This window comes from Rhizobium terrae, assembly GCF_003425685.1.
Classification (GTDB): Bacteria; Pseudomonadota; Alphaproteobacteria; order Rhizobiales; family Rhizobiaceae; genus Neorhizobium; species Neorhizobium terrae.
This window is the reverse complement of record NZ_QJKM01000020.1, coordinates 1-20,361: the sequence shown is the minus strand read 5'-3', so window position 1 is coordinate 20,361 and position 20,361 is coordinate 1. Positions and strand designations below refer to the sequence as shown.

The following is a 20,361-nucleotide window of genomic DNA, read 5'->3' as shown; positions in this document are numbered from 1 at the left end:
TTCCGCCCGCAGTTGCCCGAACGGTGAGCCGGGCCGCAGATCAGGTCCGGTCCCCCCAATAAGGTTCGCGCAGCTGTTGCTTCAGCACCTTGCCGACCGGCGAGAGCGGCAGGCCGTCACGCAATTCGATGGCCGATAGACGCTGCATCTTGCCGAGCCTGCCGTTCGCCCATTCCAGAAGCCCGGCCGGGTCGGGCGCGGCACCCGGTTTCGGCACGACCAGCCCGAGCGGTGTCTCGCCCCATTTCTCGCTCGGCACCGCGATGACGGCGGCTTCGAGCACGTCGGGATGGGCGAGCAGCGTCTCTTCCAGGTCCGAGGCATAGATGTTGAAGCCGCCGGAAATGATCATGTCCTTCTTGCGGTCGACCAGGACGAGGAACCCGTCTTCGTCGAAGAAGCCGATGTCGCCGGTGCGGTGGAAGACGGTGCCTTCGGCATCCGTGAACCGGAAAGCTTCGGTTGCAGCCTCGTTGCGGAAATAGCGCGACATCATCATCGGCGACCGGCCGATGATTTCTCCGCGCGTGCCGGTCGGGACGCTTTTGCCGTTTTCGTCTATGATCCGAATATCGTTGCCGGCCGACGGACGGCCGACCGTATGTGCCTTTTCGGGATGGGCGCCGGCATCGAGAATGCAGGTGCAGCCACCCTCGGTCAGCCCATAGACTTCCAGGAAACGGCCTGGCCAGCGGGTGACAAGCTCCTGCTTGACCGTCGCCGCAATCGGTGCGCCGGTCGACTGTTTTACCTTGAACGACCCGAGATCGCGCCGCGCAAAGCTTTCAGCGGCGAGGATGCGCTGGTACTGCACCGGCACCAGCATCGTATGGGTTCCGCGCAACGTCTCCGCAAGGTCGAGATAGGCTTCCGCGTCGAATTTCGGCATCAGCACCGCATATCCGCCATGGAAGAGCGCAGCGAGAAGCGGCATCAGCGTCGTGTTGGAATAAAGCGGGGTGGCGAGCAGCATCACGCTCGATCCGTCGATTCCGAACAGGCTTCGCGCCGTCTGCCGATAACGCATCGAATGCGAATGGACGATGCCCTTCGGCCGCCCGGTCGTGCCGGAACTGTAGATGATGTTGAAATCGTCGGCAGGATCCGCCTGCGGCGCATCGTCCAGCGGTGGAGCCGACCCGATGAAATCGTTGAGCGGCACGATGTTGTCCGTCGCGAAATCGAGCCCAATCACCGTCTGGCCCGGCATGCCGTCCAGGAGGTGCAGCGCGCCTTTGTCGGCGAAGATCAGCGACGGCTCGCAATCCTCCACCATTCCGCGCAAAGCCGAGGGATGCGCCGAAGCCGGCAGCGGCACGGCGCAGCCGCCGGCCGCGATGCCTGCCAGATAGGCGACGACGAGGTCGGTGCTGTTGGTGCCCAGCAGCCCGATCCGGCCGGGCTTTCCACCGCATGCGGCAGAGATCGCGCCAGCAGCGGCCAATACCTGCCGGCGCAGGCCGCCGCTTGTCAGCGTGCGGTCGCCGGACGTCAAGGCCGGACTGTCCGGGCTTGTCAAGCCGCGTTCGAGGATGAAGCGGATCAGGGAACCCTCATCCACGAGGGGCGGGCTGATGGAAGGCATCGTCTCAGGCATCGGCGATCAGCACTATGTTGCGGGCGACGGCGGCCGGCTTTTCAGAGTTTTCCAGTTCCATCACCGCGTCGGTTTCGATGCGGGTGAACGCGCCCTGCGGTTCGACGGAGACGAGATTGAGGTTGAGGCGGACCCGGCTCCGGACCGGCACCGGGCTCGTGAAACGGACGCGTTCGTAGCCGTAATTCAGGCCGCGGCCGCGCCTCTCGATTCTGTAGACCTGCCGCTGCAGGACCGGGATCAGCGAGAGGATGTAAAGCCCGTGGGCGATCGTCCTGCCGCCCGGCATCTCCTTTTTGGCGCGCTCCACATCCACATGGATCCAGTGGTCGTCACCTGTCAGCCGGGCGAAATCGTCGATCGCCGCCTGTTCGATCGTCAGCCAGTCCGACATGCCGATACTGCCGCCGACGTGGGTTTTGAGGTCGATGGCCTTTTCAACATTCAACATGCGGCAATGCGCTCCCGGCGCGGCGAAGACGGTATTTCGCTTGCAAGAGCGGCATCGACGGCCAGCACGACCTTGCCGATCTGCTGGTTGGCATCGAGGATGCGATGCGCTTCCGCCACGTCCGCGAAGGGCAGGATCGCATGGATGCGGGTGGTAATTCGGCCATCTTCGATCAGCGGCCAGACGTCGCGGACGAGCTCCGCCGCAAGCCGGCCCTTGTAGGCAGGCGGACGGGGCCGGAGCGTCGAGCCGGTCATGGTCAGCCGGCGGCGGACGAGCGAACGGATGTTGACCTCCGCCGTCTCGCCGAGATGGCTGGCGATGAACACCAGCCGGCCGTCGAATTTCAGCAGATCGAGCTGCCGCTGGGTATAGGGACCTGCCTGGGCATCGAGGATGACGTCGACCCCCTCGCCGTCGGTCAGCTTGCGGATTTCCTCGTCCCAGGCACCGCGATAGTCGACCGCCGCCTCGGCGCCGATATCGGTGCAGACCTTGCGTTTATCCTCGCTGCCGGCGGTGACATAGACGGTCGCATTGCGCAGCTGTCGGGCGATCTGAATCCCGGCCAGGCCGACGCCGCTCGTGCCACCCTGAATCAGCAGGGTTTCGCCCTCGCCGAGGCGGGCCAGCCAGATCAGATTGTTCCACGCCGTGAAGAAGACTTCCGGAAGCGATGCCGCTTCGACGAAATTCAGGCCGCGCGGGAGCGGCATGCACTGGACCGCGGGCACGGCGCAGAATTCCGCATACCCGCCGCCGTTGGTGAGTGCGCAAACTGCATCGCCGACGGCGACACCTGTCACGTTCTCCCCGATTTGCTCGACGATTCCGGCAATATCGAGCCCGAGAATTTCCGTCGCGCCAGGCGGCGGCGGATAAAGTCCGCGCCGCTGCTGGACATCCGGCCGGTTGACCCCGGCGGCCGCGACCCGGACCACCACTTCGCCCGGTCCGGCGACGGGGCGTGGACGCTCGACGAGTTGCAGCACCTCCGGTCCGCCCGGTTTTTCGACCTCAACAACGCGCATCATGCTCAACGCCACCCTGCCTCCACTCAAACTCGGATATCCTGTCATGCCACGTCCAAACCGACGAGTTTCGAGGGATTGTCGCGCACCATGAGGCGGACGTCGTCCTCCGAAAAACCCAGGGCCAGGCAAAGCTTGATCGCCTGCCGCATGCCCTCCACCGGCGAAGGATTGTCCACCTGGCCGAGATCCGATCCGATCGACGAATGCGCTACGCCCGCCGCCAGGATATGCTCCTTCAATTCCTGAGGAGAAAACACGTTGAAGCGGGAATCAATATAAAGGCAGGCGGATTGTTCGATCAGTGCGCCGAATTCCGCCAATCCCTTGATGTCCTCATAGGTGAAGTGCAGGCCGTACATCGGATGGTTGACGAGCAGCCGTTTGACGCCGCGCTTCTTCGCCTCTTCGAACAGCGTCCAGATTTCCGAGACGTGCAGATGCCCTGACGAAAGGATGGCGTTGAATTCGGCGATGGAATCGAGGACCTGCTTCACTTCGTCGAGCAGGTTGCCGTAGCTGTCGACGACGGTCAGCATCGGCGACGGCCGGAGCTTGACATTGGAGGCGAGTCGCGTCTTTCCGTGCGAACTGCGCACATGGTTCGCCGATTGCGCCGTCGGCATCCAGATGAGTTTAGCACCCATCTTGAGCTGCGCATCGACCACGAACGGGTTCAACCCGCCGACCGTGTTGTTCAGCACCAGGCCGCTATACATCGAGACGCCGAGATGACCGATCAGCCGCTCCATGATCGGAATGAACGGCGCAACCGAATAATGGTGGTCCTTGAAAAGGATGCCGCGCATGCCCGCCGCGGCAGCCTCCTCGGTTGCCTGCATGTGGTCGAGCTGGCGCGGCATGGTGGATGGTCCGGAATGGACATGCAGGTCGACCGCCCCCTTCAAAAGGGCATTCGCGACGGCGTCGTCGATGCTGGAAATGAGTTCCCGCGCCGCTTCGCGGTGATTGGTCGAAGCCATGATTTTCCTCCCGTCTGGTCGTGGCCCTGCTTAGAACTTGACTCCCGGGGGGCACATCGTAATGTCCCACCATTCCGCCAGTCGGAACGGTGCCTGTCGCACCGCGGGAGGAGAACAGCATGGGTATTCGGGCAGTGGAACGCGCCATGCGCGTTCTGCAGGAAATGAATCTGCAGCCGATCAGCACGATCGCCCATCTGCATGCGCGAACACGCCTGCCCAAACCAACCCTGGTGCGTATTCTTCACACCCTGGAAGAGGCCGGTTACGTGGAGAACGATCCACGCCAGGGCGGCTATCAGGTAAGCGGCCTCGTCACCTCACTCTCCTCCGGATACCACAAAGAGCCGATGGTGGTGGAGGCAGGCCGGCCGTGGGCAATCGCCGTCACCCGCAAATACAAGTGGCCGACATCGATCGCGCTGCTGGACCACGATGCCGTCGTGGTGCGATTCAGCACCGTGGCGGAAAGCTCGATCTCCCCTTTCCATAAGACGGTCAACATGCGCTTGCCGCTGTTCACCCGCGGGCTCGGGCTTGCCTATCTGGCCTTCACGGACGCGGAGGAGTTCAACCTGATCGTCGATATCCTGCGCAGGACCGAAGATCCAGAAAACGCGCTGGCCCACCATCCCGAAAAGCTGAAACGCCTGGTGGACCAGGTGCGCGAGGCGGGTTATGCGACCCGTTCCTCCTTCGTGGAACCCAAGAACTCCAACACCATCGCCGTGCCGATCTTCAACGAGGAAGGCCGGGTGCTGGCGAGTCTCGGACTCACCTATTTCACCACGGCCTTCAAATCGGAGAAGGAAGCCTGTGAGCGTTACGTGCCGGCCCTGAAATCGGCCGCCGCGGAAATCCTGCTGGACCTGAAGCGCCTGCAGGCGAGCGCGCTTTGATCCAGGTCAGGGCATTGGATAATCGTCTGCGTTGAGCACCCAGCCCGGCTTCGAGGAAAAATCGAGCCGCGGCGGCGCGAAGATGTCGACGAGCTGGTTGAGACCGAGATCTTCCGCCGTGGAGGTGTGGATCGCCGGCGGCGGGATGACGCAGACCGACGGCGACAGGCAGAGCGCATGCTCGTCCTCCCGCCATATCGTCATGTCCGTCGTCCAGGGCCAGCGGATGTGATGCGTGAACGAACCGTCCAGCGCCAGCGAGCATTGCTCGAAATCGTCGTGATGATGCGGGGAAACTTTCGTGCGGTCGCGCGGGCCGATGCGTGGATCGAGATAGTTGACCATGAATGTCGTACAGCGGAAAATCTTCCCGAACCGGCCCGGCTCCACGGGCACGTCGAGGCTGTACCACCTGAGTTTCAACCCGCCGGGCGGCTCAGGCCAGGCGACGAAGGGCGGCACGGTGGGATGCGGTTCCGCGAAGTTTCCGGCATTCGAGGCAAGGCTTGCCAAGTCTTCCGACTTCGGCGTGAAGAGCCTGACGATCCGGCCCGCGGCCAGCACGCGGACCACGGTTTTGCCGGGCGGGATGAAGGCGACGCTATAGCCGGGCACGGTTTCCGTTCCAGCCTCCGTGGTGATCTCGACGCTCGTCCCGGCATCGGGAACGATCAGCGCGTATTCGTCCAACTGCCCTTCCCGCGCGAAAACCGCGCCGGCCCGGCAGTCGCTGTAGGCGATGACGAAATTCTGGCCGCGGGTGATCCAGGTGCGACCGCTTGCATCGTCGATCTGCGGTGCGGTTTCGTAGAACCGGCCATATTCCGTCCCGGCAAAGCGCGCCGGCGGCGGTGCCGCCTTCTTTTCGGCAGCGGCCAGGGAAGACCTTGGATCACTCTTATCGTACATTGCGTTGCGTCCTCATTTCTCAAAGCGGCCGGCCGTACCGACCCGGCGGAAAAATTTCACGCGCCAGCATCAAGAGCCACGTAGGATTGCCAACGTTTCGGCATGAGAAATGGATCGAGTTTCTCTCTTCCGGCGAGCGCACCGCCGACTAAGGTCGTATCCGAAAAATCAAGGGAGGCATCATGAAACCGTCGTTCACGCAGTTCCGCCAAAGGCTTGTCGCCCGCGAACCGTTGCTTGGAACATTTGTCAAACTGCCGACGACCCAGGCGATCGAAATCTTCGGCGTGGTCGGCTTCGATTTCGTGGTGATCGACCAGGAACATGCGCCGCTCGACCGTGCACAGGTGGATCTGATGGCATTTGCCGGCCGCGCCAGCAATGTCGCGCCGATCGTCCGCGTCGGCGACGCGGGCGACGCTGCCGTGCTCTCGGCACTGGACTGCGGCGCATCGGGCATCATGTTTCCGCATGTCACGAGCGTCGAAAAGGCGAAATCCATCGCCGCCTCCTGCCGCTACATCGGCGGCAAACGGGGATTTGCGTCCATGTCCCGCGCAGGTTCATGGGGGGCACGCGGCATCGTCGATCACATGAAGGCGCAGGATGCGGAAGTCGCCTGCATCGCGATGATCGAGGACATCGACGCAGTATCGCTGACGGCGGAGATCGCGGCCGTTGACGGCATCGATGCGATCTTCATCGGCCGTGGCGACCTGACGGCCTCCTTCGGCGATGATCCGCACGCGTCCGCCAAGGTGGCGGAGGCCGCCCGCACGATCGCGGAGGCCACGCGCGCTGCCGGCAAGACGCTGATGATCCTTGCAACCAGCACGGCGGACGCGGAAACGTTTCGCGGCCACGGAGCTTCTGGCGTGCTGGTCTCCAGCGACCACAACTTCCTCAAAACAGCCGCGGCCGCCGCTTATCGGGATTATGGCGTGAAGACGGACAATGCCAGAATGTAAAGAGGCCTGAATGGACGGCGGGCGGCCGTTCCGAACGCCCGCCTCAACAGGCTTCAATTCGGCTGAATCAGACCGGCCTCAACCACCGGGCGGATTGACGCGATTTCCAGATCGATCGCCTTGCCGAGCCTTTCCGGCGCTCCGCCGAGCGGGACCATGCCCAGCGATGCCAGTTTTTCCACCGCTTCAGGCTTGGCGAGCCAGGCGTTCACCGCATCGGATATCTTCCTGGCGATCTCGGGCGGCATGCCTTTCGGTCCGACGGCTCCGAACCAGAGCGTGGCCTCGTATCCGGCCATGCCCTGCTCGGCCACGGTCGGCACATTGGGCAACCGGGGGATCCGCTTGGCCGAAGTGGCGGCGACCGCACCGATCTTTCCCTCGTCGATATGCGGGATGTAATTTGAGGCGGTATCGAGCGCGAAATCGATATGGCCGCCGAGGAGATCGGCCAGCAGCGGCGGCGACCCCTTGTAGGGAATGTGGTTGATCTCGATACCGGCCCGCTGGGCGATGATCGCGGCTGCGATATGCCCCTTGGTACCGGCCCCCGGCGTTCCGTAATTCACCTTCCCGGGGTTCTTCTTGGCATAGTCGATGAACTCCTTCAGCGTCTTGGCCGGCGCATTTTTCGAGCAGGTCAGAAGAAGCGGTGTCTCGGCCACGAGGGAAGCGGGCGTGAAGTCCGCCTGCGGATCGTAGGCTAGCCCTTTCTGGACCACCTTGTTGGCGGCGAGCGGCGCGCTGGCGCTGACAAGGAGCGTGTAGCCGTCCGGCTTCGACCGTGCCAGCTTACCGGCCCCGAGAGCGCCGGATGCTCCGGCAAGGTTCTCGATGACGAACTGCTGCCCGAGCGCCGCCGTCAGGACATCGGCGACGAGTCGCGCGATGATGTCGCTGCCGCCGCCCGGCGGATAGGGCGATATGACCGTCACCGCCTTGTTCGGCCAGTTGTCCGCAAGAGCGGTGCCGGTCGATGCCAGCAGGGTCGCGGCTCCTCCGAGCACGATGAATTCACGTCTGTTGATTGTCATGGTGTCTTACCTCCCAATAATCTTTGGCCATCGCCCTCAGCCACCCCGTCGGCTCCCCTGCGATATGAGGAAAGGTATAAGGCTCCTGGCTGTCCTCGGTGCCGGCAATTGCGGCCATTCCGCCACACGGAATGCCAAGGTGCGCGGCAGTTTGAAGGCTTTCCGCGCCCGCTGCCGAAGAATTTCAATCGCCGCCGGCGAGCCAGCGTTCCTCCTTCGCATGGAAGGCCGCGAGTTCCTCCGGCCGGTCGTCGCCGAGCAGGTTCTGATCGACATGCACGTTTCGGCTTGCCTGCACGTAGGTGATGAAGCGGTAGGAACTGCGCAACGTCGAGAGAAACTCTCTGTCGACCTCGAGATTTTCTCCGGGAACGACCGCCTGCATCGTGTCCCGCTCGAAGATGACTTCAAAGGTTCGCAGTTTCCAGGCGCCGTTCTCGCGCACGGCGCGTGAAAAAAACCGGCAGAAGACGAAGAAATCGACCTCGACGCCGTTGGGCTTGGCGCGGTTGAAGATCATCGCCGGGCTCTCGACCGTCGCCCGGTCGCCTGCGACCTGCGCGAAGGCGGGAAACACCCAGTGCTTGCTGCTGCCGGTCCGGCTCATCCATTCGCGCGTGGCATCCACATAAGCCTGGCCGCCGTGCCCCTCATACCAGGTGGTGCGGATATAGGCGTCGTCGTGGAAACAGGCCCTCATCACCTCGAAGCGGCGCTGGTCGCGTGCAAAACGTTCGCGCCGCACCAGGTCGAACAGTTCCTCGCGGTCGAGCATTGCCTGGAGGCGGCCGTCGTTGTCAGGCTGCATAATGTTCCTCGTCTTCTGGCGCTTGCAGACATGTGCGCCGGGATGTGCCTTTCGGTCTGTTGACACTGCGGGCTTCCCGGCAACGTCATCGGTGTTTGTGAGGGTGCCTGGCCGGAGCGCCCTCCCCGCCTTGGGTGCAATATCGCCCCGGCGCCTGTGCGAGCGTCAGGTCGGCTCCACCAGACCAGCCTCGACCAGCGGACGGATCGAACCGATCTCCAGCTCGGTCGCCTTCGCCAGCTCTTCCGGCGTTCCGCCGATCGGGGTCATGCCGATCGCCGCCAGCTTCTTCTGGGCATCCGGGGTGAGGATCCAGGCCTTGATCGTCTCGTAGAGCTTCCTGGTGATCTCGGGCGGCAAGCCTTTCGGGCCGACGGCGGCGAACCAGCCGGTCACGTTGAAGCCGTCGATCCCCTGTTCTGCCACCGTCGGGAGGTTCGGCAGGACCGGCGCGCGTTTGGCAGAAGTCGCCGCGAGCGCACGGATCTTGCCTTCCTGGATATGCGGCAGGTAGTTCGACGCCGTGTCGATCCCGAACTGGATGTGGCCGCCGAGAATGTCGGAAAGCAGCGGCGGCGACCCCTTGTAGGGAACGTGGCTGAGCTTGATGCCCGCCTTGCTGCCGAGGATCGCGGCGGCGATGTGCCCCTTCGTTCCCGCGCCCGGATTGCCGATATTCGCCTTGTCCGGATTGGCCTTCACGAAGGCGATGAATTCCTGAACCGAACGCACCGGAACATTGGCGGCGCAGGTGAGCAGTAGCGGCGTTTCGGACACCAGCGAGATCGGGGTGAAATCCGCCTGCGGATCGTAGGCAAGGTTCTTCTGGACCACCTTGTTGGCCGCGAGCGGCGCACTGCCGCTGACGAGGATCGTGTAACCGTCCGGCTTGGACCTTGCCAGTTTGCCGCCGCCAAGCGCGCCGGCGGCACCGGCGATGTTTTCGATGACGAACTGCTGCCCGAGAGCGGCGGTCAGAGCGTCCGCGACCATGCGGGCTATGATGTCGCTGCCGCCGCCGGGCGGATAGGGCGAAATGACGGTGACCGGCTTGCTGGGCCAGCTATCCGCCAGGACGCTGCCGGCCGATGCCAGCAGCACTGCGGTGCCGCCCAGCGCCATGAATTCACGTCTGTCGAGTATCATGAAAGTCCCCTCCACGTTTTTCTGGTCGCATCCTCCGCCTCCGTCTTCGGATGCGACGGAAAGTCTAAGACCGCCCGGCTTTCGGCTGCATTCGAAATCGGAACCATTCCGTCTCCCGGAACGGAAGGCCTGCGGGCAACGCGTCATCCGGTCCCGTAGCGCGACGACCGGCGGCGTCGGCCCCGCTCGCTCAGTCGGTTTCCTGCAATGCCTCTTCCCTCACCTTGCGGAAACGCGGCGAAACGATCGAAACCACCAGGCCGACCGCGATCAGCAGCGTGCCGAGGCTGACCGGGCTCGTGACAAAAACGCTCGCATCGCCATGCGACAGAAGCAGCGCCCGGCGCAGATATTCCTCCGCCATCGGCCCGAGGATGAGAGCGAGAAGCAGCGGCGTGAGTTCGGCATTGAGTTTCCTGAAGAAATATCCAAGCGCCCCGAACAGGGCCATCAGATAGATCTCGAAGGCGCTGTTGCCGATGCTGAAGGCGCCGATCGCGCAGAACACGCAGATGAGCGGAAAAAGGTAGTGATACGGCACCGAGATCAGCTTTGCCCACATGCCGACCAGCGGCAGGTTCAGAAGCAGGAGAAGCAGGTTGCCGATCCACATGGAGACGACCAGGCCCCAGAACAGGGTGGGCTGCTGCGACAGCACTTCAGGCCCCGGCTGCACGCCCTGGACGATCAGCGCGCCGATCATCAGCGCCATGGTCGCGGTCCCCGGCAGTCCGAGCGTCAGCATCGGGATGAACGAGGTCTGGGCAGCGGCATTGTTGGCGGATTCCGGTGCGGCGACCCCTTCGATCGCGCCCTTGCCGAATTCGGCGGAACGGCGGGACATCTTCTTTTCCAGGGCATAGGCCGAGAAAGACGCGAGCAGCACCCCCGCACCCGGCAGGACGCCGAGAAGCACGCCGACCCCCGTGCCGCGCAGGATCGGCGCCGTCATACGCCGCCAGTCCTCACGGGTCGGGAACAGCGTCTCGACCCTGGCGACGACCGCGTTTCGGGTCTTCTCGTTCTCAAGGTTCGCTAGCACGTCGCCGATACCGAACATGCCGGTTGCAACCACGACGAAATCCAGTCCGTCGAGCAGATCCGGAAGGCCGAACGTGTAGCGGGCAGCGCCCGAATTGACGTCGGTGCCGATCATGCCGAGAAGAAGGCCGAGCAGCGCCATGCCGAGAGCCTTCAGCAGCGAGCCGTTGGTCAGCACCATCGACGTGACCAGGCCGAGAAGGATGAGCGAGAAATATTCCGCCGGCCCGAAGCTCAGCGCGAGGCCCGCCAATGCCGGGGCCGATATCGCAATGAAGAGCGTGCCGACGGTCCCGGCGAAAAAGCTGCCGATCGCGGCAGCGGCGAGCGCCCGTCCCGCCTTGCCCTGCTTCGCCATTTCGTGGCCGTCGAGCGCGGTTACCACGGACGAGGCCTCGCCGGGAAGGTTCATCAGGATCGCGGTCGTCGAGCCGCCGTATTGCGATCCGTAGAAGATGCCGGCCAGCATGATCAGCGCGGTATCGACCGGTAGCCCGAAGGTGAACGGCAGCAGCATCGAGATGGTGGCGACCGGCCCGAGCCCCGGCAGCACGCCGACCGCCGTGCCCAGCAGAACGCCGACGAAACAGTAGGCGAAGTTTGTGAAAGTTGTCGCCGTCGAGAGACCGAGCAGCAGCCCGTTGAAGATATCCATATTGAACCACGCGTTGGGTTAGAAGCCGCCAATGCCTTGCAGCCAGCTTCCAAAAACGGGAAAGGGCAGGCCGAGAAGCTCGACGAAAACGAAGGCGCAGAAGACCGAGAACAGCACGGCTCCGGCGAGCGCCTTCCAAGTCAGCTGAAATTTGTGGCTGGCCGCTGCACAGCCGATTGTGAGCAGCAGGACATCCAGCACGAGCCCGAGCTGCTCGGCGAGCAGCCCGAACAGCACGATGGCGCCCGGCACCAGGATGAGCTGCTTCCACGGCAGCGACCGGATGGGCTCGGACGTGTCGTAGCGGAAGCGCAAGAGAAGGATGATGCCCACGCCCGCAAGCAGCGTCGAGATGATGATCGGGAAATAGCCCGGTCCCATGCGGCCGGACGTTCCCAAGGGATAGTGCATGGCGATCGCGCCGGCGGTCACGCCCGCCACCACAAATACCAGCCCCAGAACGATATCCTGGCCCAGCTTCCCCGAAGGCGCCTTAGACGGTTTCAAAGCGTTCTCTCCCCTTTCATGTCGATTGGTGCGCCAACCGCCTGGGAGAACTCGCCCGGTGCGTGGCGCCTTACGATCTTCTCAGTGTGTCAATCTAGTTCATCCGCCCCCATGCGGGACAGGAGCACTGGTTTGCTATTTCACACAGTGGAATGCAAAAGGCACCCAAGCGGCAACGGCCGGAGCAGCTCTCCTCCGCGACCCTCGGACGTCAACCTGCCTCCCGCCTGCCTTCGGCCTTGGCCGGCGCTGGTCTAAGCAGGTGCTCTGCCCGCAGGTTCAACCCGGATATCCGAGCACGGCCTTCACCTCGAGATATTCCTCGAAACCGAAGAGACCGAACTCGCGGCCGTTGCCGGACTGCTTGTAGCCGCCGAACGGCAGGCTGCGGTCGAACCCGGCGCCGTTCAGGTAGACCCGGCCGGCGCGGATCCGGTTGGCGACCTTGCGGGCCCGCTCGGGGTCTTTCGACTGCACGAAGCCCGCCAGTCCGAACGGCGTATCGTTGGCGATCTCGATCGCCTCCTCCTCCGTCTCGTAGCTGATGATCGAAAGCACCGGGCCGAAAATCTCCTCCCGGGCGATGCGCATTTCCGGCGTGACGTCGGCAAAAACGGTCGGCCGGACATAGTAGCCGCGGTTCAGTTCCGCCGGCCTTCCCGGACCGCCGGCCACCAGGGTGGCCCCCTCGTCTATTCCCGCCTGGATGAGACCCTGCACCTTGTCGAACTGGGCCTGGCTGACGAGCGGCCCCATGGTGGATGCGGGATCGAGCGGATCTCCGAGGCGGATCGTATCGACCGCACTGCGGGCCGCCTCCAGCGCCGCATTACGCTGCGAGCGATGGATCAGCATGCGCGTCGGCGACTGGCAGTTCTGACCGCCATTGGTGTAGCAGGCATGCACGCCCGATATCACCGAGGCCTTCAGGTCGGCATCGGCCAGGATGATATTGGCGGACTTGCCGCCCAGTTCCTGCGCCACCCGTTTCACGGTGTCGGCGGCCAGTTTCGCGACCTTGATGCCGGCCGAGGTCGATCCGGTGAAGGACACCATGTCGATCTCCCGATGACCGGCAATCGCCTCGCCGACCGTCGGCCCGTCACCGTTGACGAGGTTGAAGACGCCCGCCGGCAGACCGGCCTCGTCGATGATCTCCGCCAGCAGCATCGAACTCAGCGGCGCAATTTCGCTCGGCTTCAGGACGACCGTGCAGCCCGTCGCCAGCGCCGGCGCGACCTTGGAGGCGACCTGATTGAGCGGCCAGTTCCAGGGCGTGATCAGCCCGCAAACACCGATCGGCTCGCGGCGGACGATGCCGACGCCCATGCGCGTTTCGAACGCGTAATCGGCAAGGACGCGGGCCGCCTCCTCGAAATGGAACAGCGCGACGGTCGCCTGGCGCTCGGTCGAGAAGGTGATGGGCGAGCCCATTTCGAGGGTCATCATGCGGGCCAGTTCCGGCAGACGCGCCCGAAAACCGTCGATGATCCTGTTGAGATACGAAAGCCGCCGTTCGACACTGGAATCGGCATAGATCGGGAAGGCACGACGGGCGGCCTTCGCGGCACGGTCCACATCTGCCGCGGAGCCGAGGCTGATCCTGGCGAAGGTCTCCTCCGTCGCCGGGTTGACGATCCCGAGCGTCCGCGGTTCGGCCGGCTCCACCCATGCACCATCGATGTAGAATTTCAGTTTGTCCATTGTCCCTCCCGGACGATCTGTCATGTCATGCTCGGTCCGCGGCATCTCCATGCCATCACGAGATCCACGGCGTGTTTTTGCAACCTTCACAAAGGCCCGTTTCGTCAGGCGAACAGCCCTAGAGATGCCGGCCCTCGTCGACCGGGACAACGATGCCGGTCGAACTGGTCAGATGAACGATGCAGGCGGTCACCGCGCGCGCCACATCGTCGGGCGTGGTGACATGGGCAAGCGGCAATTTCTCGGCGGTCTTCTGCAATTGCTCACGGCTGCGGCCTGGCACGAAATCCGTGTCCACCCCGGCCGGAGAGACGGAAAAGACACGGATATTCGGGGCGAGCACCTTGGCAAGCGCTATCGTCAGGGAATCAAGCCCGCCCTTGGCGGCCAGATAGGCAAGGCTGCTGCCGAGACCGGTACGCGCCGCGATGGAGGAAATGTTGACGACCGATGCACCTTCGCCGCGCTCCAGCAGCGGACGGAAGGCACGCACCATGGCGAAGGGTCCACGCAGGTTGATCGCAACGGTGCGGTCGAAGATCTCGTCGGTCAGCCTATTGAAATCGTTGGCCGGAACGGGTGTCGTCGCTCCGCCGCAATTCACCAGTGCGTCGAGGCGACCGAACCGTTCGCCGACGATGGAGGCGGCTTCGGCAACCGACGCCGGTTCCTCCACCGCGATGCGCATCGCCATATGCCCGGTCCCTTCAAGGCCGCGCACGACGTCCTCGGCCAGCTCGCGCCGGCTGTTGTAGCCGACCACGACCGAGGCGCCGAGCGCGGCCAGGCGCGCGGCGGTCGCCCTGCCTATCCCGCTGCTGGCCCCGGTCACGAGCGCCACCTGCGGAACGGCGAGCGCGGGTATTTCGATGGCGGCCAACGATATCCTCCCCAAAAGCCTTCGCTGCTCCGGCTCCGGTTCGTGCTAGGATCGAAGCGACGGGCAATCTTATGGGTCCCTGACATAGAGGTCATGGCTGGAGGGTTGAAGCGTCGCCCTCCGTCCATTCCGCGAGACGAAACGCAGCCGCGGCGTCACGGGCACCCAGGGCGAATGGATATACCTCGTCCGAAAGCCGATCTAGACGGCGGGAATGAACGGAAGGCCAACGGTTACGGTCGCGCCTGGGATTAATGGAAAAAAGCAGGGCCGAAGACGCCAGGACCTGACGCAGATAAGAGCCCGGCTACGTTTCATGCATCGCCGCGAAGGCGTGCCGATACTCCATAGACAGCCGCGGCGACAACCGCCCGTCAGAACACGCGGCCGATCAGCCGGGCAAAGAGGGTATAGGACGGACTGTCCGGCACATGGTCGCCGACCGGAAAACCGAGCGTCAGTTCCAGCGTCAGGCGGTTGTCGAACGAATAGGACATGCCGGTGCCGATGCCCGTCAGGCTCACCTTCTTGGGGCTTGTGGAATAGACCGCGCCATGGTCGAGGAAGGTGAAGAAGTCGAAGGTGCCGACATCCCCTGTGAAGCTCTTATGCAGTTCGAAATTCGCATAATAGCCGCTGCCGCCCGCGACCGTATTGCCGCCATAACCGCGCACCGTGGTGGCGCCGCCGATCTGGAAAAGCTGGTCGCCCGTCACCAGAGGCTTCGATGCGACCTGCCAGGCGCCAAATCCCTGGAAAACGACCTCCTGAGGCAGGACGGCCGTCACCGACATCGTGCCGTTGAAGAAATGCGCTTGGTCGCTGCTGTCCGTCACCCGGATATCCGTCGTGCCGAAAGAATAGGACGGCGAGAAGGAGACCGCCAGATTCGGCGCGTAATAATTCAGCGTCGCCCCGATCATCGGCTTGAATGTCAGGTTGTCGGTGAAGGGCACCCCGTCCTGATCGGTCGTCGAGTGCGTCAGCGTCGCGCCGACGTTGAGCAGCACCAGCCATTCCGAATCGGAAAACAGCGGCTGCACGAAGTTGATGCCGCCCGCCTGCGAGCCGCCTGTCACGTTGAGGTCCTCGAAGGCGCCGTCGATGATCTTGATCCGCGAGGCCGAATAGCTGAGGCCGAGGCGGCCGCCCGTCGGCGTGATGCCGAATGTGTAGGACAGGTTGCCCGACAGGTTGCCCTCGGAATTCACGCCGTAGAACTTGAAGCGGTCATCGAGGCCAAGCAGGCCGTAATGCTGGAAGAGCATGCCCCGCTGGAAACGGCCGGTCGTCGGAGAGCCCAGATTGTCGACGAAAACGTCCAGCAGGTCGCTCTTGGGTTCGGTCACCGAAAGCGTCACGTCGGTCTGTCCGAAGTCCGTGCCGGGCTGCAGGGCGGTGCGTACGCGCGCCTCGCCGATGCGGTTCTGCGCCGCCATGCGGGCACCCAGCGCCGGCACATCGACCACTTCACCGGGCTGCAACCGGGCACGACCGCGAATATAATCGGCGGAGGTCGAAGCGCCCTCCATCGTCACTTTTCCGACGCGGCCTTCGACCAGCTCGATGCGCAGCACCCCGCCGTCGAGATCCTGTTCGGGCAAGGAAGCACTGGCCGTCACGATGCCGCGCTCGGCATAACGGGCGTTGACAGCGTTGACGATTGCCTGGATGCCGGCGAAATCCAGCTTGCGGCCGACGAAGGGCGCGGCGATCGCGGCCAGTTCCTGAGGCTTGAAGAAATACGATTCGTTGAACTCGACCCGCTTGAGAACGAATGTCGGCCCGCCACCCGGCACGAGCGGTGCCGCGGCGCGCGCCGGCCCCGTGACCGCGCCCGCATCGTCGGATGCGCCTGGCGCCACACGGTTTTCCAGATCGCGCCGAAGACGGTTCGTCCTGTTCTGCAACGCGCCGGCGTCCACTCCCGGCGGAGGCTGCTGCGCTTGGACCAGGGAGGCATCCGCAGCAAGGATCATGAGCGCGAGCGTGAAACCGGGCACACCTCGCCGCATGGAAATGCGTTGGATCAAGCTCGGCGTCCCCCTGCCTCGGCGTGCAACAATCCCCTTCGTCGCCACGGACTAATTCTGTATCGCATTCGTCACCGTTTCGTCCAGCCTGACGGCAGGGCCACCGGCATCGCCGGCCTCCACGACAAGCATCGGGCTCGTCTGCATGGCGAGGAAGCTCGCGAGCGACGAGGCGGTGAGCTGTGCCATGTCCACCCCAGTGCCCAGCGGGGAAATTTCCCCGCCATCGTCGCTGTTTGCGGACTGCATGGCTTTCGCGGCTTCGCGCATCAGGCTGAGGCCGGTATAGACGATACCGTCGCGCTCGAAGAACACTTCGGAGCCTTCGCCGAACTGGACGATGAAGGCGTTGGTGGTCGTACGCATGCCGTCCTGTGTCACCCTGAACGACTTGCTGGGCTGGAAGAGTTGAACGTCGATGCTGGTTGCCGGAGCCGCCGAGCGATTGTCCACGAAGAGATTCCGGAGCGCGGTCCGGAGCGACATCGTGCCGTTGACGACCCCGCGGGCGATCAAGACGAAGGAACCGCTGGTCTCGATCGTCGAATTGGCGACCCGATAGTCCCCGATGGCAATACCGAGCGGCGTCGTCAGATAGGCCTGCATGCTCGTCGCATTGCCGCCACCCACGCCGGTCACGTCGAGCGCGAACCGGCCGGACGTGCCGCTCTGGATCAGGTTGCCGATGCGGATGTCGTCAGCCGCAAGCGCCGCGCTGCTGCCGATCACAAGGTCATCGGCATCGAACCGTGCGGCCCCGACGATCGCGAGGCGCACCGCCTCCGCCCGTCCAAGATTGATCGAGCCCCCCGCCTCGGCTTCCAGTTCCAGGATATCCTTCGAGATCGTGGAGATCGTAAGCCCATCTTCGCTGACGGCGTTCCCGATCGTCACGACCGGCGCGGTGACGATCAGCGCCTCCTTTGCCCTCAGCTCGTCCGCCTGGATTTCGGTCGCGGCCGCGATATCGACCGTGCGGGCGCCGGACAGGGTACCGATGTTCACCGCGTTCGCGGATGATGCGACCCGCACCGCACCGCCGGCCATGGCGGTGCCAATCCCGACATATCGCCTTGCTTCGACCGAGAAGGCGGCTCCCGAGGAGGCCTTTCCGAGCGTTGTGCCTTGCCCCGACTGCGTGCTGATCGCACCGCCAGCGACGAGCGTCTCGATGTCTATGGCGCCGCCCGCGGCGATCGCGGCATTCCCAGCCGAAGACCAGGAGGTACCGCCGACATCGGCTGCCGACGCCACGTTCAGGTCGCCCCCTGTGCTGAGGCTCGCAACCTCGACATCGCCGCCTGCGAACAGGCTTGCGCTGTTGCCTGCGTCCAGCGTCGCGATGTCGATCATGCCGCCCGCGGACAAGCCGACGAAGCTGCCCGTCGTCAGTGTCCCGATATCTACCGCACCGTCTGCGGCAAGCGTCGCGGAACCGCCGGTGGTCAGGGTCGTGACCAGGATGTCACTGCCCGCATCGAGATCAGCCGACGTGCCCGCATCGAGAGAGGTGACCGTAATGTCCGTTCCAGCCGTGCTGGTGACGGAGCTGCCAGCAGTCAGCGTCGCGATAGCAATCGCTCCATCGGCAAACAGAGTGGCGGAGCCGCCGGTGGTCAAGGTGGTGACGAGGATGTCCCTGCCCGCATCGAGATCGACCGAGGTGCCGGCCAGCATGTCGGCGGCACTGATCGTCGTGCCTACCGTCAGGTCGATGAACGTGCCCGCATCCATCCCGGTGACGGCGATGTCCGTTCCAGCCGTGCCGGTGACGGAGCTGCCCGTCGTCAGCGTCCCGATGTCGATCGCTCCGTCTGCGGCAAGCGTTGCAGAGCTGCCGGTAGTCAGCGTAGTGACGCGGATGTCCCTGCCCGCATCGAGATCGACCGAGGTGCCGGCCAGCATGTCGGCGGCACTGATCGTCGTGCCCGCCGTCAGGTCGATAAACGCGCCGGCATTAACGCTGGTGACGGCGATGTCGGCTCCAGCCGTGCCGGTGACGGAGCCGCCGGCAGCCAGGGTCGTCACGCCGATCGAACCGCCGGCATCTGCCGTCACCGAACCATCGGCACCAATATCGTCCGCATCGATGCCGTCATGCGCGTCGAGGATGGCATTGCCGCCGGCTGCAAGCGTCCCGAGGTCGATCGAGCCGCCCGTCGAGGTCAGCCGCGTGTCGCCCGTCCCCGTCATCGTCGTCGTCGTCGCCATGTCGATCAGCCCACCCGAAGTGACCGTCATCGACGTGCCGGCGCCCGTCGTACCGAACCTCGTCGTCGTGCCTGCACCGCTGGTCAGCACCGTGCCGATGTCGAGCGTCTCGATATCGATCGCTCCGTCGGCAAACAAAGTGGCGGAACCGCCGGTGGTCAGGGTCGTGACGCGGATGTCACTGCCCGCATCGAGATCAGCCGACGTGCCGGCCAGCATGCCGCCGACACTGATCATCGTGCCTGCCGTCAGGCCGATGAACGTGCCGGCATCGAGATAGGTAACGGCAATGCTTCTTCCGGCATCCGCCGTCACCGAACCGCCTGCACCAACATCGTCGGCATCGATGCCGTCATGCGCGTCGAGGATGATATTGCCGCCGGCTGCGAGCGTCCCGAGATCGATCGAACCGCCCGTCGAGGTGAGCTTGGTGTCGCCCGTCCCCGTCATCGTCGTCGTCGCCATGTCGATCAGGCCACCCGAAGTGACCGTCATCGAGGTGCCGGCACCCGTCGTGCCGAACACCGTCGTCGTGCCTGCACTGCTGGTCAGCACCGTGCCGATGTCCAGCGTCGCGATATCGATCGCTCCGTCGGCAACCAGAGTGGCGGAGTTGCCAGTGGTCAGAGTGGCGATGTCGATCGCATCGCCGGCGGCAAGCGTCGCGGAGCCGCCGGTGGTCAGGGTGGTGACGACGATGTCGCGGCCCGCATCGAGGTCGGTGGACGTGCCCGCGTCGAGAGAGGTGACGGCAATGCTTCTTCCGGCATCCGCCGTCACCGCACCGTCTGCACCAATATCGTCCGCATCGATGCCGTCATGCGCGTCGAGGATGGCATTGCCGCCGGCGGTGAGTGTCCCGAGGTCGATCGAGCCGCCCGTCGAGGTGAGCCTGGTGTCGCCCGCCCCCGCCATCGTCGTCGCCGCCATGTCGATCAGGCCACCCGAGCTGACCGTCATCGAGGTGCCGGCACCCGTCGTGCCGAACCTCGTCGTCGTGCCTGCACTGCTGGTCAGCACCGTGCCGATGTCGAGTGTCGCGATGTCGATCGCTCCGTCTGCGGACAAAGTGGCGAGGCCCCCGGTGGTCAAGGTCGTAATGTCGACCGCACCGTCTGCGGCAAGCATCGCGGAGCTGCCGGTGGTCAAGGTGGTGACGCGGATGTCGCTGCCTGCATCGAGGTCGGCGGACGTGCCCGCATCGAGAGAGGTGACCGTAATGTCCATTCCAGCCGTGCTGGTGACGGAGCTGCCAGCAGTCAGCGTCCCGATGTCGATCGCTCCGTCTGCGGCAAGCGTTGCAGAGCTGCCGGTGGTCAAGGTGGTGACCAGGATGTCACTGCCCGCATCGAGATCGACCGAGGTGCCGGCCAGCATGTCGGCGGCACTGATCGTCGTGCCTGCCGTCAAGCCGATCGACGTGCCCGCATCCATGCCGGTGACGGCGATGTCGGCTCCAGCCGTGCCGGTGACGGAGCCGCCGGCAGCCAGAGTCGTCACGCCG

General features: G+C 64.3%; 16 protein-coding genes. 2 read left to right on the top strand and 14 right to left on the bottom strand.

Annotation, left to right across the window (positions count from 1 at the left end; all coding sequences use genetic code 11):
• Positions 1–40: 40 nt before the first annotated feature.
• The 4 genes from DMO26_RS28020 to DMO26_RS28005 are packed head-to-tail and all read right to left on the bottom strand — an operon-like array spanning position 41 to position 4,062.
• Entirely contained in the window at positions 41–1,585 is a 1,545-nt protein-coding gene (locus DMO26_RS28020) for a class I adenylate-forming enzyme family protein (RefSeq protein ID WP_162895086.1), read from the bottom strand.
• 4 nt (positions 1,586–1,589) lie between these two features.
• Complete coding sequence (locus DMO26_RS28015; RefSeq protein WP_117195613.1) at positions 1,590–2,048, bottom strand: MaoC family dehydratase; 459 nt, start codon at positions 2,046–2,048, stop codon at positions 1,590–1,592.
• Complete coding sequence (locus DMO26_RS28010) at positions 2,042–3,082, bottom strand: NAD(P)H-quinone oxidoreductase (protein ID WP_319025413.1); 1,041 nt, start codon at positions 3,080–3,082, stop codon at positions 2,042–2,044. The genes DMO26_RS28015 and DMO26_RS28010 overlap by 7 nt, the downstream gene beginning before the upstream one ends.
• Positions 3,083–3,123: 41 nt before the next feature.
• Complete coding sequence (locus tag DMO26_RS28005; protein WP_117195612.1) at positions 3,124–4,062, bottom strand: DUF6282 family protein; 939 nt, start codon at positions 4,060–4,062, stop codon at positions 3,124–3,126.
• A gap of 119 nt (positions 4,063–4,181) precedes the next feature.
• Between DMO26_RS28005 and DMO26_RS28000 the strand changes: the two genes are divergently transcribed.
• Complete coding sequence (locus DMO26_RS28000; protein WP_117195611.1) at positions 4,182–4,961, top strand: IclR family transcriptional regulator domain-containing protein; 780 nt, start codon at positions 4,182–4,184, stop codon at positions 4,959–4,961.
• Between the two features lie 6 nt (positions 4,962–4,967).
• Here the strand turns inward: DMO26_RS28000 and DMO26_RS27995 are convergent, their stop codons facing one another.
• Complete coding sequence (locus DMO26_RS27995; RefSeq protein ID WP_117195610.1) at positions 4,968–5,870, bottom strand: cupin domain-containing protein; 903 nt, start codon at positions 5,868–5,870, stop codon at positions 4,968–4,970.
• A gap of 182 nt (positions 5,871–6,052) precedes the next feature.
• Between DMO26_RS27995 and DMO26_RS27990 the strand changes: the two genes are divergently transcribed.
• Positions 6,053–6,838 (top strand): HpcH/HpaI aldolase family protein, encoded by a 786-nt coding sequence (locus DMO26_RS27990; protein WP_117195609.1) that lies wholly within the window; start codon positions 6,053–6,055, stop codon positions 6,836–6,838.
• Positions 6,839–6,891: 53 nt separating this feature from the next.
• Here DMO26_RS27990 and DMO26_RS27985 read toward each other — a convergent pair whose 3' ends face one another.
• The 9 genes from DMO26_RS27985 to DMO26_RS27945 all read right to left on the bottom strand — a co-directional run.
• The gene (locus DMO26_RS27985) at positions 6,892–7,872 is read right to left on the bottom strand and encodes a Bug family tripartite tricarboxylate transporter substrate binding protein (RefSeq protein WP_117195608.1); all 981 of its coding nucleotides are present in this window, start codon (positions 7,870–7,872) and stop codon (positions 6,892–6,894) included.
• 184 nt (positions 7,873–8,056) lie between these two features.
• Entirely contained in the window at positions 8,057–8,680 is a 624-nt protein-coding gene (locus DMO26_RS27980; RefSeq protein WP_117195607.1) for a nuclear transport factor 2 family protein, read from the bottom strand.
• Positions 8,681–8,845: 165 nt separating this feature from the next.
• Positions 8,846–9,826 carry a Bug family tripartite tricarboxylate transporter substrate binding protein gene (locus tag DMO26_RS27975; RefSeq protein ID WP_162895085.1) on the bottom strand — a complete coding sequence of 327 codons (981 nt, stop codon included), beginning with the start codon at positions 9,824–9,826 and terminating at the stop codon, positions 8,846–8,848.
• Positions 9,827–10,016: 190 nt separating this feature from the next.
• The gene (locus tag DMO26_RS27970; RefSeq protein ID WP_117195605.1) at positions 10,017–11,522 is read right to left on the bottom strand and encodes a tripartite tricarboxylate transporter permease; all 1,506 of its coding nucleotides are present in this window, start codon (positions 11,520–11,522) and stop codon (positions 10,017–10,019) included.
• An 18-nt stretch (positions 11,523–11,540) separates the two neighbouring features.
• On the bottom strand, positions 11,541–12,029 hold the full coding sequence (locus DMO26_RS27965) for a tripartite tricarboxylate transporter TctB family protein (protein WP_117195604.1): 489 nt from the start codon (positions 12,027–12,029) through the stop codon (positions 11,541–11,543).
• A 279-nt stretch (positions 12,030–12,308) separates the two neighbouring features.
• Positions 12,309–13,733, bottom strand: a complete 1,425-nt coding sequence (locus DMO26_RS27960) for an aldehyde dehydrogenase family protein (RefSeq protein WP_117195603.1) — start codon at positions 13,731–13,733, stop codon at positions 12,309–12,311.
• Between the two features lie 118 nt (positions 13,734–13,851).
• Entirely contained in the window at positions 13,852–14,613 is a 762-nt protein-coding gene (locus tag DMO26_RS27955) for an SDR family NAD(P)-dependent oxidoreductase (protein ID WP_226951446.1), read from the bottom strand.
• Positions 14,614–14,987: 374 nt separating this feature from the next.
• A complete protein-coding gene (locus DMO26_RS27950; protein WP_162895084.1) occupies positions 14,988–16,646 on the bottom strand; it encodes a ShlB/FhaC/HecB family hemolysin secretion/activation protein in 1,659 nt (552 codons plus the stop codon).
• Positions 16,647–16,697: 51 nt separating this feature from the next.
• Positions 16,698–20,361, bottom strand: a 3,664-nt coding sequence (locus DMO26_RS27945; protein ID WP_162895083.1) for a beta strand repeat-containing protein, incomplete at its 5' end; no start/stop codon positions are given.

What these genes read in the sequence shown, in the direction of transcription:
- DMO26_RS27975 (WP_162895085.1), bottom strand. Translation starts at nt 9,826, where the DNA reads ATGATACTCGACAGACGTGAATTCATGGCGCTGGGCGGCACCGCAGTG.
- DMO26_RS27985 (WP_117195608.1), bottom strand. Translation starts at nt 7,872, where the DNA reads ATGACAATCAACAGACGTGAATTCATCGTGCTCGGAGGAGCCGCGACC.
- DMO26_RS28015 (WP_117195613.1), bottom strand. Translation starts at nt 2,048, where the DNA reads ATGTTGAATGTTGAAAAGGCCATCGACCTCAAAACCCACGTCGGCGGC.
- DMO26_RS27995 (WP_117195610.1), bottom strand. Translation starts at nt 5,870, where the DNA reads ATGTACGATAAGAGTGATCCAAGGTCTTCCCTGGCCGCTGCCGAAAAG.
- DMO26_RS28000 (WP_117195611.1), top strand. Translation starts at nt 4,182, where the DNA reads ATGGGTATTCGGGCAGTGGAACGCGCCATGCGCGTTCTGCAGGAAATG.
- DMO26_RS27960 (WP_117195603.1), bottom strand. Translation starts at nt 13,733, where the DNA reads ATGGACAAACTGAAATTCTACATCGATGGTGCATGGGTGGAGCCGGCC.
- DMO26_RS27980 (WP_117195607.1), bottom strand. Translation starts at nt 8,680, where the DNA reads ATGCAGCCTGACAACGACGGCCGCCTCCAGGCAATGCTCGACCGCGAG.
- DMO26_RS27990 (WP_117195609.1), top strand. Translation starts at nt 6,053, where the DNA reads ATGAAACCGTCGTTCACGCAGTTCCGCCAAAGGCTTGTCGCCCGCGAA.
- DMO26_RS27970 (WP_117195605.1), bottom strand. Translation starts at nt 11,522, where the DNA reads ATGGATATCTTCAACGGGCTGCTGCTCGGTCTCTCGACGGCGACAACT.
- DMO26_RS28020 (WP_162895086.1), bottom strand. Translation starts at nt 1,585, where the DNA reads ATGCCTTCCATCAGCCCGCCCCTCGTGGATGAGGGTTCCCTGATCCGC.
- DMO26_RS28005 (WP_117195612.1), bottom strand. Translation starts at nt 4,062, where the DNA reads ATGGCTTCGACCAATCACCGCGAAGCGGCGCGGGAACTCATTTCCAGC.
- DMO26_RS28010 (WP_319025413.1), bottom strand. Translation starts at nt 3,082, where the DNA reads ATGATGCGCGTTGTTGAGGTCGAAAAACCGGGCGGACCGGAGGTGCTG.